This window comes from Gilvimarinus sp. F26214L (assembly GCF_054401055.1).
The window spans coordinates 1-17,129 of record NZ_JBTIYG010000014.1; the positions used below are offsets into that span (position 1 = coordinate 1).

General features: G+C 60.0%; 8 protein-coding genes. 2 read left to right on the forward strand and 6 right to left on the reverse strand.

Annotated elements, in window-relative coordinates:
• The first annotated feature begins 188 nt into the window (after window positions 1-188).
• Window positions 189-1,358 (forward strand): 2-methylaconitate cis-trans isomerase PrpF, encoded by a 1,170-nt coding sequence (gene prpF, locus ACURWW_RS14120; protein ID WP_445618027.1) that lies wholly within the window; start codon window positions 189-191, stop codon window positions 1,356-1,358.
• Window positions 1,359-1,677: 319 nt separating this feature from the next.
• On the opposite strand, the gene ACURWW_RS14125 is transcribed toward prpF, so the two are convergent.
• From ACURWW_RS14125 to ACURWW_RS14135, 3 genes are all read right to left on the reverse strand, one after another.
• Window positions 1,678-4,296, reverse strand: coding sequence for a TonB-dependent receptor domain-containing protein (locus tag ACURWW_RS14125; RefSeq protein ID WP_445618026.1), 2,619 nt, complete (start codon window positions 4,294-4,296; stop codon window positions 1,678-1,680).
• A 100-nt stretch (window positions 4,297-4,396) separates the two neighbouring features.
• A complete protein-coding gene (locus ACURWW_RS14130; RefSeq protein ID WP_445618025.1) occupies window positions 4,397-6,040 on the reverse strand; it encodes a hypothetical protein in 1,644 nt (547 codons plus the stop codon).
• A gap of 312 nt (window positions 6,041-6,352) precedes the next feature.
• Entirely contained in the window at window positions 6,353-10,924 is a 4,572-nt protein-coding gene (locus tag ACURWW_RS14135) for an ATP-binding protein (protein WP_445618024.1), read from the reverse strand.
• A gap of 364 nt (window positions 10,925-11,288) precedes the next feature.
• Between ACURWW_RS14135 and ACURWW_RS14140 the strand changes: the two genes are divergently transcribed.
• Window positions 11,289-12,233: a LysR family transcriptional regulator gene (locus tag ACURWW_RS14140; RefSeq protein ID WP_445618023.1), complete on the forward strand. Its 945-nt coding sequence runs from the start codon at window positions 11,289-11,291 to the stop codon at window positions 12,231-12,233.
• Window positions 12,234-12,641: 408 nt separating this feature from the next.
• On the opposite strand, the gene ACURWW_RS14145 is transcribed toward ACURWW_RS14140, so the two are convergent.
• From ACURWW_RS14145 to glpK, 3 genes are all read right to left on the reverse strand, one after another.
• Window positions 12,642-14,216 (reverse strand): peptide MFS transporter, encoded by a 1,575-nt coding sequence (locus ACURWW_RS14145; RefSeq protein ID WP_445618022.1) that lies wholly within the window; start codon window positions 14,214-14,216, stop codon window positions 12,642-12,644.
• A gap of 135 nt (window positions 14,217-14,351) precedes the next feature.
• The gene (locus ACURWW_RS14150) at window positions 14,352-15,536 is read right to left on the reverse strand and encodes a CaiB/BaiF CoA transferase family protein (protein ID WP_445618021.1); all 1,185 of its coding nucleotides are present in this window, start codon (window positions 15,534-15,536) and stop codon (window positions 14,352-14,354) included.
• 89 nt (window positions 15,537-15,625) lie between these two features.
• Entirely contained in the window at window positions 15,626-17,110 is a 1,485-nt protein-coding gene (gene glpK, locus ACURWW_RS14155; protein WP_445618020.1) for a glycerol kinase GlpK, read from the reverse strand.
• Between the last annotated feature and the right edge of the window lie 19 nt (window positions 17,111-17,129).

Here is a 17,129-nt window from a genome sequence, read left to right on the forward strand (position 1 = left end):
GTTTCGAAACCCTCGCGTGAGGGACCACGCGAGGGAGCTCCAGGGATGGATTCACCGCGTTTTCGAAACGCCGGCCTCCATCACCAAACGGATAAGGAACCCGTAACCCCGAATCCAAAGGGTGAACCAAAGGATCAAGAACTCTGGTGCACCCAAACAAGCAAACGTCAAGCTTAAGAAACAACACTATGCCCAAACCAGCCCAGATCAAAATTCCCGCTACCTACATGCGCGGTGGTACCAGCAAAGGTGTATTCTTCCGTCTGCAGGACCTCCCTGAAGCGGCCCAGGTCCCCGGCGAGGCGCGAGATAAATTACTATTACGCGTGATCGGCAGCCCCGATCCCTACGGTAAGCACACCGACGGCATGGGGGGTGCGACGTCCAGCACCAGCAAAACCGTCATCCTGTCCAAAAGCGAACAGCCCGACCACGACCTGGACTACCTGTTCGGCCAAGTGTCCATCGACAAACCCTTCATCGACTGGAGCGGCAACTGCGGCAACCTCACCGCGGCCGTTGGAGCCTTTGCCATCAGCAACGGCCTCGTCGAGCCCAGCCGCATTCCCCACAATGGAACCGCCCAGGTGCGAATCTGGCAATGCAACATCCAGAAAACCATCATCGCCCACATTCCCATCACCGATGGTGAAGTACAGGAGACCGGCGATTTTGAACTGGATGGCGTGACCTTTCCGGCCGCGGAAGTGAAAGTGGAATTCATGGATCCGGCCGACGGCGAAGGAGCCATGTTCCCCACCGGCAACGTCGTGGATGACCTCGAAGTGCCGGGGCTCGGCACCCTCAAAGCAACCCTCATCAACGCCGGCATCCCCACCGTGTTCGTTAACGCCGAGGCGATTGGCTACAGCGGGACCGAATTGCAGGATCACATCAACAGCGATCCCCAGGCGCTTGCCATGTTCGAAACCATTCGCGCCCAAGGCGCTTTGCGCATGGGGCTCATCAACAACATCGACGAAGCGGCCCAGCGGCAACACACCCCCAAGGTCGCGTTCGTCGCAAAACCCCAGGGCTACACCGCCTCCAGCGGCAAAGCGGTTGCCCCCGAAGACATCGACCTGCTGGTGCGCGCGCTCTCCATGGGCAAACTGCACCACGCCATGATGGGCACGGCGGCGGTGGCCATTGGTATTGCCGCGGCGGTGCCGGGTACCCTGGTGAACCTGGCTGCCGGCGGTGGCGAGCGTAAGTCCGTGTGCTTCGGACACCCGAGCGGGACACTGACCGTGGGTGGAGAAGTTGCACGGGTCGATGGCCAGTGGACGGCTGTAAAGGCCGGCATGAGTCGCAGCGCGCGAGTTCTGATGGAAGGCTGGGTGCGGGTTCCAGCGTAGCTTCAGCTTCGAGACCGAACTGCTCCTGTAATGCGGTGCCGTGGGAAAGCTGCACACGAAGTCACCGTGGTGCGCGATGTGTAGGTTGGGTTAGGCGCAGCCGTAACCCAACACAAATCCCCGTGAGCACCGAGCCACGGGTACTTACGACATCTCCCGAGCCCCATCCCGCTCCCAAGCGGATTGAGACCCACGAATCAAAATGCTGGCGGTTCGCTGAACAAAAAAAAGGCTGCGCGAGGCAGCCTGAAGCGAGTCCAATCCATGGGTATTGTTGCGGCGGCTTATTCCCTGTCGCCTGGTAGAAGGTGGATTCCGGCTAGAAGGACCACTTGAAGTCGAGACCGACGCTGGTGCCCACTTCCTCTTCGATGGCCGTAACCGACCCCTGAGTGAACTCCCGCTCCTCGCCGAGCAGGTTTTGCACTTTGAGCTTCACGCTCGCCTGCTCCGTGGGGTAGAAGGAGTACACCAGGTCCAGGGAGTGGAAAGGCTCCTCAAAGGTGTCCGGGTTCGGCTGGCGGCCACCGGAGAAAATGCGATCACCGAATACGTTGTAAACCGCGGACACGGAATGCAGCCCGTCGGCCGAGTCGTAACCGAGTTGCGCGTTGACCACATACTCGGAGTGGCCGGTCATGCGGCGGGTGCGGCTGGTCTGGGCGCTGTCTCCTCCAAAGTCGATCTCCGAATCGCTGAGCACTACGTTACCGGTGAGGAAAAATCCTCTCCCCAGCTCTTTCAGACCTTCCAACTCGATACCGTACACTGCACCGGATTCGGCATTCAGAAAACTGAGCACGTCGATATCCTGCGCGCCGGCGAGTTCGATCTGCTCGATCGGGTCGGTGATGTCCTTGTAGAACAATGAGGCGGTCAGGTTGCTTCCGTCCCCGTAGTAGAACTCGGCACGCAGATCGATGTGATCCACTTCCGCCACGTCCAGGTTGCGATTGCCCACCACCCGCTTGTTAAGTTCCGGGTCCAGGTACATGACGTCGCTCACTTCCCGGAGGTCCGGGCGTACGACGGTTTTCCCGTAGCCGAATCGGATCTGGTAGTCATCCGCATTCAGAAGATCGTGACCCATGTAGGTGACCGCGATGGAGGGATAGAAGTCGTCTTCCTGAAACGCATAGGTCTGATTGGGGTCCTGCATGGCTTCGATGACGCGCTTCATGGACTCCCCGCTGTAATCCAGCAAGTCCAGCGGAATGGGTCCGCCCCGCTTGAAGTCCTCCCAGCGAAAACCTGCAGTGAGACGCCAGGTGTGGTCGAGAGTCAGGTCGACGGTGCCGTGGTATGCCTGAACCGTTTCGGCCGCGATATAGCTTTCGGTGCCGAACTGGGAGCCCATGGTGAGATAGAAGCCATTGGCGGGATCTGAGAGACGGTCATTACCCAGAACCTCCGACGGCAGCCCAACCCGGTCGGCCGAAGACGTTGCGTTGATGTTGGCTGTGTAGCCGTAATACTCCCGCGACTTCGTGGTATCCAGATAGCCCCCTGATACAGTCCCGAATACTCGATCGAACTCGAAGGGCACTGACACAGTGAAGCCGCCGCTTTCCATCTCATCTTCCAACTCGAGGAAGCTGAACTGGGAGCTGGTGCCCACGTTGAGACTGGTCCTCAGGACCTGTCCCGTAGAGGGATCGATGCTGTTGGATGCCTGCACTGTAACCGCGTTGGGCACCTCGGTGCTGGCGGTTGCATCCGAGTAGATCCAGTTTACGTCAATGGCCTGGACAAAGTCCGGCAGATGCAGGGCTCCAAAATCCCCGTCTTCGAACCGGTGCTCACCGATCAGCTGGTTGACCATCAGCTCGCGTTTTTCCAGGCGGGATGAATAGGTTTTCCGTTGCTGCCCATCGGCGAGGACGAAGTCGTTGTTCTGGGACAGGATAATGGAGCTCTGGTCTTCGTCGTTCTGGAGCAGGTAGCTATTGGTGCTGAGGTAGTGTTTGTCCTGATAATTGACCCCGAAGTTCAGAGCCGCGGTCTGGTTCTCCTCCTTGACGGTGCGGGCTTCCACTTCGTACTCGATGCCGGGGAAGGCCCAGTCCCGTTCGACCTGATCGCGGTTGCGGGTCTGGCTCTTCTGATTGAAGTTGGCGAGCAAGCCGATCTCCCAGTCATCATTCACCAGCCAGGAATTGCCGGCACTGATGGAGCCGTTCATGTCTGGATCCAGCGACTCTTCGCTCAGGTCGATCCCGCGGTCAAGGGAAAGCATCAAGTCCCGGTTGTCCGGCGCGTTCTGAAGGTTGCCCTGATTGGGGGCCAGAGCACCGGCAATGGCTCCCGGGAGATCGCCGTTATCACCCAGAGTCTTCAGACCCTTGTCGGAATAGTTGCTGTCCCAGCCGGTACCGAAGCTCACATTGAACACCGGGCCATTGGGAACACCCCGGGTCCGGATGTCGATGTTGCCGCCGCCAAACGCGGCCGGCTGGTCCGGCGAATACGCTTTGTGCACTTTCACGGAGCTCAGGATCGAAGTGGGGAACAGGTCGAGCGGAATCACGTTGCGACTGAGCTCTGGGGACGGTACATGGGCACCATTGAGGGTGGTGCTGGAGTAACGTTCGCCGAGCCCGCGCACATAGACATATTGGCCGCCGATAAGCGTCAGACCGGTTACCCGGCGCAGCGCCGCGGCGACATCGGAATCGCCCACCCGCACGATCTGATCCACTCCCAGGATTTCCGCCGAGAAGGGCTGCTCCATGCGCTCCATCACCAACTCCGCAGCGCTGTCTTTCAAACGCGTGGTGACCACGATCTCTTCAATGGCGGGGCCGGCAACTGTGGGCCGCGGTGTGTCGACCGGGTTGTTTGCCTCCTGAGCGGAAGCGCCCGCGCTGAGGCCGGCAGCAATAACAGAATAAGCGACGGCAAGTGCCAGCTCCTTGCGTCTGAATGTGGCTGGGTTCATTGTGCGTTACCTTAAGAGAGTTCTGTAGATGTGGGCAGGTCCGGTCGCCCAACGGGGTAAGGCGCTTGCGCGCCTTACCCCAGGGCAGAGCAAAGTCCGCTTACAGGCCTGTGGTCCAGCCGGCGACCCAATCGTCGTCCGCGCTTATCGCACCGATGAAGTCAACGGCTTCGAAGAAGCTGCTGCTTCCGCCACTGCCTTCGGCCGGCGCGGCATCGGGGGCGAACGAGTCCTGGAGTTGGCTGACGTCGTAGGGGATTACCGCGATCGAACCGTCGGCATCGCTCATGGAAGCCGCGGTGACGTATGCCGTGGGTGCACTGGAGCTCAGCCCATCGATGACGGTGGCGGGCAGATTGGCGTTCACGTTATCCGTAGTCCACCAAGCAGCGATGTCAAAGGTGGGGCTGTCGGCGGAGTCGAACTTGAAGGGCTCTCCGCAGGCCACGACGTTGCTGCGGGCCACTGAGTAACCATCCGATTCCACGCCCTGGGCCGTCAGCGGTTGATTGATTTCCACGCACTCGTGACTGGCCATGGCGTCAGCGTTGGACGTAATCACAGAGTTGTACAGTTCGAAGAACGCCCCTTCCCGGAACAGTACCCCTTCGGAGCTACCCTTGGAGGTGGCAAAAGTCCCTTCGTCCTGGGCCACATTGGAGGTGATGCAGGTCATGTTGGAAACGCGACCCTTGGTGAAGGGCTGTTTGGCGTTATCGCTGCCGTTGTTGTCCGCTTCGATGCAGCGGTTGGAGCCGGAGGTGTGGACGATCAGTGCGTACTGAACGTTACCTTGCCAGCCTTCGGAGAAGTCCAGTGAGTCATCGCCAACGTTCACGGCAACCACATTCTTCAGGTTAACAGCGCCACCGAACATCTCGAAGCCATCGTCCTGGGTCGTGTAGGTCTGAACGTATTCGATGGTCGTGCCGGAGCCCACGCCGTTCAGGGTCAGGCCGTTCAGCTCGTCACCGTCCACCACCTCGAAGCCAGCGTGGCGGATCTGCACGTACCGCATCACACCGGAGCTTTCTTCGTTATTGTTGCCGCCGTAGGTGGCCGGCTTGCCTTCAGCAGTAACGTGGCAGTTGTTATCGCTGATTTCGGCCAGGGTGCACTTGTTGGTCTGGCCGTTGCCGTTGATCTGAACACCGCCCCAGAGGCCGCGGTCCCCTTCGTTGGCCGCGCCATCCACCAGGTCCTTCTCACCACTGAAGATGATGGGTGCCTCTGCCGAGCCTTCCGCGAAAATCTGCGAGCCGCGGGCTACGCGCACGTAATCGTCCGAACTGGTGAACGCGATCAACGCGCCCCCTTCGATTTCGACTTTGGCCCCTTCACCTTCCTGAGGCACCGGCGTTCCGCCCTGGGCATCCGCTTCGGTGACATCGGAACCGATGAACAGGCTGTCGTGGAACAGGTGCACACCGCCATTATCCAGCGCCGGAACAAACATGGTGCCTTCACTCAGAGGGTTGGCTTCGCCCACGAAGGCCGACAGGTACTCACAGTTTCCGCTCTCCTGGTCGAACTGACCGTGAACCACCGCGTCGCCCTCCGCGTAGTACGCGCAGGGGCCGGTGTAGTCGCCGCTGGTGCCGCCATCGTTGTTGTCATTGCCGCCACCCGAATTGGCGGGCGGGTTGGTAACTGTTGTGGGAGCCAGAGTGATTCCGTCGTCGCTTCCGCAGCCAACCAGCGTCGCCGCCAGCACGCTGATGCTGATCATGGTTTTAATCTTCATTGTGAGTATGAACTCCTATTAACGAGTAGAGCCTTAAATTCGCATCCGGTATGGACCTGTGCAGCGTGCGAAACACTAAGCCATCAATATTTCAGGAGCGTTGCGGAGATGTTGCAGTGGGATTGCGTACGGATGACAGAAACATGACAGCGGAGGGCGAAAAACGCGGGATGAGCAGGCCGACGGCGGAACGGACCAAAAGCGCGAACGCGGAACAGCAAGGCGGAACGCGGAGCAAAAAAAAGCCCGGCGGGAGTGGCTCCGGCCGGGCTCGATGGGGTCAGAAGCTGAACGCTTCGGGTGCCTTCTGGATCAATCTCCGTCGACGATGCTCACGATGAAGAGCAAGTCGCCGCTGGAGACCTGTTGGCCATTGGCTACGTTGATGTGCTCGATGCGGTACTTCTTGCTGGCGGGATAAAGCTCCGCACCACTGCGATTGTACTGACCGAGGGAAACCTGGCTGAACATCTTCATGGCTTCCATCAGAGCCAGGGTCTGGCTGGTGGTCACGATATCGCCCTGCTTCACAAAGTCCGGATCGGACGGCGAGGAGGCGCTGTAGAAGATGCCCGAGGATTGGGCAAAAACCTTCAGCTCCTGGCTGTCCTTCACGCGGATGGAGTCGGTATCGAGGGCCGCAGCCGCGTCGCTGCGTGCCGCGTCCTCGATTTCCTTGATCAAGTCCTCGGCGTCCAGAGTGGCCATGAACTTGGGCAGATAGTTGGTATCGTAGTCTCCGCCACGGAAGGTCGGGTCCTTGAGGATCCGCTTGAGCAGCGGGATGTTCGTCGGGATACCTTCGATGACCACGGAATCCAGGTAGTCGTGCAACTTGTCGACCACGTCTTCCCGGCTTTCGCCACGCATGATCACCTGGGCGATCAGGCTGTCGTAGAACGGCGATATTTCCATGTCGGTTGCGGCAATGGAGATCAGCTCCACGTCATCGCGCTCGGGCATTACGCAGTTGAGGATCTTGCCCGGGTTGGGAACCAGTTGCATATCGCCGTCGCTGTCCACCGCCACTTTTTCCGCAGTGACACGAACCTCGATGGCGTAGCCCTTCTCTTGGGGCTGCATGTTTTCAATGCTTTCGCCGGAGGCGATGTCGAACTGGGCCTTCACGATGTCCACGCCGGAGGTGGCCTCCGTAACCGGGTGCTCCACCTGCAGACGGGTATTCATTTCCATGAAGTACACGGCGTTCGCTTCCAGGTCGTAGATGTACTCCACAGTTCCTGCGCCCATGTAGTCCACCTTGTCGGCGATGCGCAGGGTGTATTCCATCACCTTGTCTTTCAGCTCCTGGGGAAGCAGGGTGGAGCCGGACTCCTCCACAACCTTCTGGTTGTTGCGCTGTACGGAGCAGTCGCGCAGGCCGAGGACGCGCGCATTACCGTATTTGTCACGCAGGAGCTGCACCTCGATGTGGCGCATGGAGGTGACAAATTTCTCCAGGTACAGGTCGCCGTTACCGAAGGCGGAGCGCGCTTCGGTGCTGATCATGGTGTAGTACTTGTACATGTCGGCCGGCGAACGCACCACCTGGATGCCCTTGCCGCCACCACCGTGAACCGCTTTCAGCAGAACCGGGTAGCCGATGGTATCGGCAATGTTGGCCGCCTGCTCGGCGCTCACCAGAATGCCATGGCTGCCCGGAACCACAGGGACATCGCACTCCTGGACCGTCTGAATCGCGTTCGACTTGTTGCCCATGGTCATCATGCTGTACGCACTGGGACCGATGAAGTTGACGTTGTGGTTTACGCACAGATTGGCAAACTGCGGTGTTTCGGACAGAAAGCCGATGCCGGGGTGCAGTGAGTCCACCTGCTCGTACTCCGCAACCTGCAGAATGGAGTGGGCGTTCAGGTAACTCTCGTCCGAAGAATTGCCACCGAGGCATACCAGGCGATCCCGCGGCTGCAGCATTTTCGCCGGTACCGCATTCATGTCCGGGTCCGAGGCCACCAGTACCACCTGCAGGTCGCTGTGGTGGGCTTTGCGAATCAGTTTGACGGCGGTACAGCCGCGGGCGTGAACCAGTACCTTCCTGACCGGCTTCATCAGGGCCTTCGGGTCCACCATCAGCTCCACGTCTTCCACGGGCGCGCTGGGGAGAACCTTGGTGAAGGTGTTCTCGATGATTTCTTCCACCGACAGGTGTGGAACCGGAATGCTCTGATCGATCTCCCGCAGCTTTGTATCCAGGTCCGGGGCGAAGGGATGCTTCACCAGGCCGGCCATGGACTCCGGGTTACTGGAGAGGTAGTTGGACAGTGTGGAGGTGGACGGCAGGTAGGCCGGCACCACCATCTGGCCTGCAAACGGCATATTACAGCCGGAGAAATAATAGGTCTGAACCAGCGGGTGGGTGACGAAGCTCGCCTGGGCGCCCCCGGTGCAGTCACCGAAACCGAAGATCACCACGGGCAGATCGTTGTCCACCACAAAGCGGGTGAGGCGGTCGTTCACCGCCGACATGGAGAACAGGGACGCGGCTCCTTCCTTGGTCTGCATGCCGCCGGAACTGATGAAGCAGACCACGGGCAACTGTTGCTTCGCACACTCAACCAGCAGATGGCAGAATTTCTCCGCGCTGGCCATGTCGAAGGCGCCCGCCTGGAAGGACACGTTTGAAACCGCAATCCCCACCCGGTTTGCTCCCTTGCTGTCGGAACGGGCATACCGGGCGAGACCGGTGACCAGGCCAGAGGGGCGCATGTTTTTTTCGATGGCCGTCTCGATGGCCTGGCGGAAACCGGGGAAGTTCACCGGGTTGGAGCTGGCCTTGTCCGCATCCAGTTCGATGAAGTCGGTGAAGAAGTGATTGATGATGGTGTCCGGGGCGAGTTTGGTCTCCCGTTTTACGTCGTCCAGCAGACGCTGGATGAGCAGGTCGCGATAACCCATCACCAACCGGTTCCAGAAGTCCTTGCGACGACCGATGCGCACCGGGTTGATGGCGCCCTTGAAGCTGCCATCGCTTTCGCTCGCATAGTATTCGGGCAGCAGGTTCTCGAAGAAGTAGGTGAGAATCACGAACAGACTGTCGTTCATCTGCGGGAAGCCGATTCCCTTCCATTCTTCTACCTTCACCAGCAGCTCGCCACGATTGCGCTGGGCCGCAAAATATTGCAGCCAGGTTTCGAAACGCTGTTTGCTGGCGGTGGTTTCCGCACCCTGATCGTCGCTGAGCTTGAGGACTGTGGCCAGTGAGCTGTCCAGCAGCTTGCCCACGGACTCCTTGGCCAGGCCCTTGGTGTCCATTGCTTCTTTGGCGATGGAAGGAAGGTTTGCGACCACGGTGTTGTAGAGCGCATCGAAAATCAGCACGTTCTGGCACTGCTCGATGAAATCCTGACGCAGCTCTTCGTGGAGAACCACGTCCAGGATGGTCATGTCTGTGAGCGCCGGCCAGGTGCTGGTGGACGGCATCTCCTTTTCATCCTCGAGCAACTTGATCAGCTCGTTGAAGTTGTGGGCGGCGCTGTTTTTCCAGCGGTTGTACAGAGAGAAGCTCAGGTTGAACAGCAGGGCCTGTTTGGCCCGTTCATATTTTTCTTTCGGTTCACCCAGCAGGAACCGGGTAACGGTGTTGCGCTCCTCATCCACATGCTCACGTCGGCTCGTGAAATTCTTCCAGGCCTTGGCAAGCCCGTCGTCGTAAACGAGCTTGTCCGGATTTTCGATCCAGGCGGCGAACATGCGGGCCTGTTCGTGGGCCAGACGCGCTTGCAGGTCGCCCTGTGGAAGGGTCAGCTTGGACAGCCGGCCATACTCGTTGCTGGAGATGGAATGAATCCGGCCCCGCAGGCGCAGGTAGCGCATATAGCGATAGCACAGACCGAAGATGTTCGGTTGGATCGTGGGGCTGCGCACCAGATTCATCGAGGAGTTCTTCACCAGCGCCTGCTGATAAGGCGTCGGGTGGAGGTAGCGATCGAGATTACGCTGATAATGCTGGAACAGGTCGGGAGTCTGGTCCACGAAATCCAGCGCGGCTTTCTCGATGGCCTCGATGCTGGCAATCATGGCCTTCTGCAGGTTGTGCTGGCGCTCGTCCGTGTCTTCGGGCGAGTAATCCACAATACCGTCGATGCAGCCAAGAGACAGAAGCTCTTCGGGCGATACGCCCACTTCCTTGGCGCATTCCTGCCAGGAGAGGCCGAACTTGCGCGCAATACTTTGCAGGCCCTGAGGCTGGATAGTGTTGAAGATGCCGTCGCGGACGGACAGCAGAATGTTGGCGGCAGCCAGCGGAATGGCTCCACCGGAATAGCCGACACCGACTACGATGCCCACAGTGGGCACGTCCACAGCGGTGCTTTCGGTGATCATTCGTGAAATGCTGTGGGCCTGGTTGTTGCGGTTGGCAATCTCCCCGGCGTCGGCCCCGGGAGTGTCGATCAGGTAGACGATGGGCAGCGCCAGGTCTGAAAAGCGGCGGATGGTTTCGCTCGCGAGCAGGTGATGCTCCGGCATCCACGCGCCGTTGGCGGAAGAGCGCTCCTGGGCGATGATACCGATGCGGCGTTTGCCGGTGCTGAACTCCAGCTCGATCTCAACGCTGTAGAAGGGACCTTTTTCCTGGGTGGTGATGATCTTGCCATTCAGGCGGCTGATGATTTCCTTGGCTCCGGGCCGCTTGGTGTGCTGGGCCGGTTGCACAACCTCGGCAACGTAGCTGTCCACGTCCAGCTTCTGCAGTTGCTTCAGTCGCGACTTGACCTTGCGCTCTTCCACCAAACCGCCCAGGTGTTTACCAAAGGAGAGCGGGTTCTGCTCGGGAAAGAGGGAGAAATCAGAGGCCAGATGTTCGGCCTGGATAAACAGGTCGTCGACGTTGCTTGCAGTATCAAGTGGCGTTTTTGCGGTCATAGCTTCTCTCAGTTCGTGCTTTTCCACGGGAGTTGTCGTTGTTCCGGGTCAAAAGCTTCTGTGTGGCGCATCCGGCAATCAGCTGGGGATTGCAGGGGGCGCTTATTATTTGCCAAATGGATCTCCGACCCTGGAGAAAACAGCCGAAATGTGACGATCGTCCCATTTGTGGGCCGCCGGTCAGCGGCGAGCGCCGAGCCTCTCCACCAGCCCTGCCTGGCTCTTCCTCATGGTTGGCGGGTTTTTTGACCGAGGGTCCGCAATTATCCTCGATTTTGGACCCTGTGGTACCATCCGACAGTTGAACGCTTTGTTCCAAATATGAAACGCCGGCCCGTATGTTGCTCGCCAGCGGAGGACTCCCATGCAGCTCGACCTCAACGCAATGATGCTTTTCGCCAAGGTTGTGGAAGCGCAAAGCTATTCACAGGCCGCGCGGGACGCGGGGATTCCCAAGTCCACCATCAGCCGCAAGATTTCCCAGATGGAAGAGAGCCTGGGGGTACGCCTGCTGCAGCGCAACAGTCGGCAACTGCGGCTCACCCAGGTGGGGCGCGAGGTCTACGACAACTGCGTCAACATTCTGCGCGAGGTGCAGTCGGTCCACGCCACCATCGAGAATGCGCGAGAGGAAGTTACCGGCAGCCTCAAGGTGGTCTTGCCCATCGCCTTCAACCAGGAGGTCATGGCGGCCCTGTGCTCCGGCTTTCTGAAGCTGCATCCCAAGGTGGATCTGGAGGTGCAATTTAGCGATGGCGAGATCGACCTGATCGGACAGAACTGCGATATCGCCGTTATGTTCGGTCCGCTGGCCAGTTCCGATCTTGTGGCGCGGCTGCTGTTCGAACGCTCCCTGGTGCTGGTGGCAAGCCCGTCATATATCCGGGCCCAGGGTGAGCCGCGCTGTGTGGAGGACCTCAAGGACCACTACGGCCTGATGCTGGGCAGTTCCCGGTCCGCGCCCATCTGGCCCCTGGGTTCGGGAGCCGACAAGCGTCTGGTGAGCTTTCGGCCCCGCGCGTGGGCCAACAGCTCCGCCGCCATCAAGCAGATGGCGAAAGACGGCCTGGGCATCGCGCTGATGACCCGGACCCAGTGCCGGGGCGAAATCCAGAGCGGCGAGCTGCAGCCCCTGTTGCCGGACCTTCCAATCGAGCCCATCAAGGCCTACGGTCTTTATTCCAGCCGCTACCAACTCGCGCCGAAAATCTCCCGGTTTCTGGACTATTTTGCCAAGCACATCGATAAGCAGGAGATGTCCTATCCCCTGCAGTTGTCTCCCCTGCGGGCAGTCCCCAGCAAGGCGTAAGGCGGGATCTGTTGGGTTACGGCTTTCAGCCTAACCCAACCTACACGGTTCGTCGCAAAGGTGCCGGTTCCTGCCACCGTAGGTTGGGTTAGCGAAGCGTAACCCAACATGGGCCTGGCCATGTCGACAAACCACAACTGCGCGTCACTGTTGGGTTACGGCTTTCAGCCTAACCCAACCTACACGGTTCGTCGCAAAGGTGCCGGTTCCTGCCGCCGTAGGTTGGGTTAGCGAAGCGTAACCCAACATGGGCCTGGCCATGGCGACAAACCACAACTGTGGGTCACTGTTGGGTTATGGCTTTCAGCCTAACCCAACCTACACGGTCCGCCGCACTGGAGTGCCGGTTTCTGCCACCGTAGGTTGGGTTAGCGAAGCGTAACCCAACAAAAGTCCGCCCCTTCCGGTCTACTTGAATGCGTCAGCCCGGTTCTTGATGGCCCGGGTCAGCCAGGGGCTGATCAGCAGCAGAATCGCTCCCGCCCCGACCCCGATATACAACATGGATGTGAAGAAATCGCCGTAGATGTTTACGGCCGCTGCAAGGTCAAAGCTTGCGTCCGGCGCGATGTCGATGGAGGCGAGCTTGGAGAGTTGGGCCGCTACGAATTCCGCGTAGGCCGTGCCCAGGAACCAGGTTCCCATCATCAGCCCCACCACTCGCGGCACCGACAACTGGGTCACGGCCGAGAGACCGATGGGTGACAGGCACAACTCCCCGGTGGTGTGGAAGAAGTAGGCCAGGATCAGCCAGATTGCGGCCACCTTGCCCACATCACCACCGGCGGCGGCAACCTGTGCACCCAGCACCAGAGCGCCGAAACCGATGCCCACCTGAATGATGCCCAGGGCAAACTTCAGCGGAATGGAGGGCTCCTTGCCGCGCTTGCCCAGCCACACCCAGAGGATGGAGAACAGGGGCGCCGTGGTGAAGATGAAGAAGGCGTTGAGCGAACCGAACTGGGAGGCGGTGAAGGTGATTCCGAACATTTCCCGGTCCACCACCCGGTCGGCGAACAAAGTCATGGACGCGGAGGACTGTTCGAACAGGGCCCAGAACACCACCGAGAACAGGATCAGGATCATCAGTACAGTCATGTTCTTTCGCTCCTGGGGTTCACAGCGAAAGAGAATGAAAGCGATGATGCCCACCAGAGCAATGCCCGCCAGACCGTTCAGGGAATACTCCACCCAATGGATGTGCTTCATCATTATCCAGACAATGAAAAGCGCCCCGATGGAGAGCAGATAGATCAGTCGTTCCCGGTTCAGGAAGGGCGCGATGGGCTTGCGCAGCAACTCCGGGTCACTGGGTTCCGCGTGGCCCTGCAGGGTGTCCTGGCCGTAGAGGAAGGTGATCAGCCCGATCAGCATGCCGATGCCGGCGGCTCCGAAGCCATAGCTCCACCCGTAGGTCTCACCCAGCCAGCCGCAGAGCAGGGTAGCGGTAAAGGCACCGATGTTGATGCCCATGTAGAAAATGGTAAAGCCCGCGTCGCGACGGGGATCACCGGGCTCATAGAGCCGGCCGACCACCGTGGAGATGTTGGGTTTGAGGTAGCCCACGCCGACAATGATGAGTGCCAGTGAGAAATAGAAAACACTCAGTGCCTGGGTGTCCTGTACCAGTTTGCCGTCTTCCAGGTAGGCTGCGTGGCCCTCCCAGGCCATGCCCAGATGCCCGAGGCAGAGCAGCAGACCGCCGAACACCACGGATTTGCGCATGCCCAGGTATCGGTCCGCCAGCAAGCCGCCGATTACCGGCATGGCGTAAACCAGGCCCGCGTAGCTGCCGAGTACATCCAGGCCTTCACTGTCCGTGAACAGATGGTACTTGGTCAGATAAAGGAGCAGCAGATACTTCATTCCGTAGAACGAAAAGCGCTCCCACATTTCCGTAAAGAAGCAAACGTACAGGCCCTTGGGGTGGCCCAGGATTTGATCGCTCTTGCGAGGCAGTACCAGGGTGTCTTCGTGGATCATGAGTCTCTCTCAATTATTCTTGCGAGTCGGAATGGCGGGCCGTTCTGAAACGCTATTCTGTAACGCTATAGGGGCAAACTCGATTGTATTATTTTTTTGCAACAGGTCGTATCGATCCGAAGGAACAACAGCCTGCTAGATAATCCTCTTCTCCCGTAGCACGGCAATTTCGTCCTGCGAGTAGCCGAGCTCCGTCATGATCTGGTGTGTGTGCTCGGACAGGGTTGGCGCCCGCCTTTCGACACTGGGATTCGTCCGGGACAGCTTGACGGGAGTGTCCACCACTTTGGGGGTGCGGGGGGTGCCGGGATAGTCCAGATCCTTGAAGGCGCCCACCGCCTGGGCGTGCTCGTCATCCAGAGCCTGTTGCAGATCGTACACCGTGCCCGCGGGCAGTTTGGCCTCCTCGAAGGCGGCCAGCACCTCGGCGGTTGTCCGCTCCAGGCACCAGTGGGCCAGGCGTTCGCTGATAAATTCACCGTTGTCGCCGCGCGAAATGTCGTCCTTGAAGCGCGGATCACTGAGCCAGTGGTCTTCACCCATCAGCCTGGCCCACCGTTCGAACATGGCATTGCCGACGGTCTGAATGAGCACCCAGCCGTCACGGGTTCTGAAGGTGTCTCCCGGGCCGCTGTTCTGCAGCCGGTTCATGGTTCCATGCCGGTTGAGGTCGAGGACGCTTTGTTCGGTGAGAAAGTTGCCCGCAAAGTTCAGGGCGGTGCGATAGAGGGAGGCTTCCACGATCTGGCCCTTGCCAGTCTTTTCCCGTTCCAGGAGGGCCGCCATGGTGCCGTATGCGCTCAGGCTCGCGGTGCCGAAGTCCACGTAGTTGACCGCAGCCTTGACCGGGTGGTCTTCGGGCCCCGTCAGATGCATGTTGCCGGACATGGCCTGGCCGAGGCCGTCAAAGCCGAGGCGGTTGGAGTAGGGGCCGCCGGAACCGAAGGTGGAGATCCAGGTGAGAATGATGTCCGGCTTGATGGCAGTGAGGCTTTCGTAATCAATGCCCATTGCCTTCAGCGTCTGGGGCGGGAGGTTGGCGATCACCACGTCGGCTGTCTTCACCAGGCGCTGCACCACCTCCCTGCCTTCGGGTTTAATCGGGTTCAGTGTCATTCCCAGCTTGTTGCGGCCCATCTGCAGAAAGGCGGCACCGCTGCCATCCTCTGCGACCGGCGAGGTGAAGCGGTCCTCCCCCCCTTCGATGCGCTCGATGCGGATTACTTCCGCACCCATGTCGGCCAGCAGCGCGGCGCAGAACGGCCCCGCAATATAGCGACCGAAGTCCAGCACCCGCACGCCTTCCAGCACTTTGCTCATACAACATCTCTCAGCATTGGAACCGCAAAGCAAAACATTGTAGCGGATTTACCGGGAACCCACAGGCGCCGTCTGGTTTCAACAATCGGTCAATCCCGCCGGGAGCGGACCCGGGCCACCGCGTCCAGCCAGGCCGCATACAGGGCCTCCCGCTGGGCTTCGGGCATGGCGGGGCGGAACTCCCTGTCCAGTTGCCATTGCTGTGCGATCTCATCGAGCGAGCTGAAAACTCCCGCCTGCAGTCCGGCGAGATACGCCGCGCCGAGGGCCGTACTTTCCACGGATTGAGGACGGTCCACCGGTGTGCCGAGAATGTCCGCCAGGAACTGCAGCATCCAGTTGTTGACGGTCATGCCGCCATCGACCCGCAGCACGCTGGTGCTGACTCCATCCCTGGCCATGGTCTCCTGCAGGTCACGGGTCTGATAGCAGACCGACTGCAGACCGGCACTGACGATCTCGGCGATCCCCGTATCCCGGTTCAGGCCCAGAATCGCGCCGCGCGCGTGCGGGTCCCAATGGGGCGCGCCAAGCCCCGTGAAGGCCGGGACTAGAAACACGCCGTGATCGACAGCCACCTGGGCGGCGAGCCCTTCCGATTCCCTGGCGGTGTCGATAAAGCGCAGCGCGTCCCGCAGCCACTGGATGGCCGCACCGGCAACGAAGATGCTGCCTTCAAGGGCATAGCTCACCTTCCCGTCGAGGCGGTAGGCCACGGTACTGAGGAGTTTGTGTTCCGACTTCAGCACCTTGCTGCCGGTGTTTACCACCAGGAAACAGCCGGTGCCATAGGTGCTTTTGGCCATGCCTTCCTGAAAGCAGGCCTGGCCGACCAGCGCGCTTTGCTGGTCGCCGGCCATGGCGAGAATCGGGATTTCCCCTCCGAACCAGTGGTGGCTGGACGAGCCAAAGTCTGCCGCACAGTCGCGAACCTCCGGCATCAGTGCGAGAGGGATGTCGAACAGTCGCAGCAGTTCGTCGTCCCACTCCTGCCGGTGGATGTTGAACAGAGCGGTGCGGGAGGCGTTGGTGGCGTCGGTCTGGTGAAGCCTGCCGTCGCTGAGCTTCCAGAGCAGGTAGCTGTCCACGGTGCCGAAGGCCAGTTCCCCGGCTTTGGCTTTGCGACGGGTGCCGGGTACGTTTTCCAGGATCCAGCGGATCTTGCTCGCGGAAAAATAGGGGTCGATGACCAATCCGGTGCGATCCTGTACCTCGCGCTCGTAGCCCTGCTCCACCAGATCCCGACAGAACGGCTCCGTACGGCGGTCCTGCCAGACGATGGCGTTGTAAACCGGCTCGCCCGTGGAACGGTCCCAGACGAGAGTGGTTTCCCGCTGGTTGGTGATGCCGATGCCGGCGATGTCAGCGGGGCGAAGACCGGATTTTTCCAGGGCTTCGGTGACGGTATGGTGCACCGAGGCCCAGATCTCGGCGGGGTCGTGTTCCACCCAGCCGTCCTTCGGAAAGTGCTGGGGAAACTCCTGTTGAGCGACGGTGAGCTGACTGCTCTCCGTGTCGAAGATCAGGGCGCGGGAACTGGTGGTCCCCTGGTCGATCGCAAGTAGATAGGCCATTGGCAACCTGCTGGTCAAT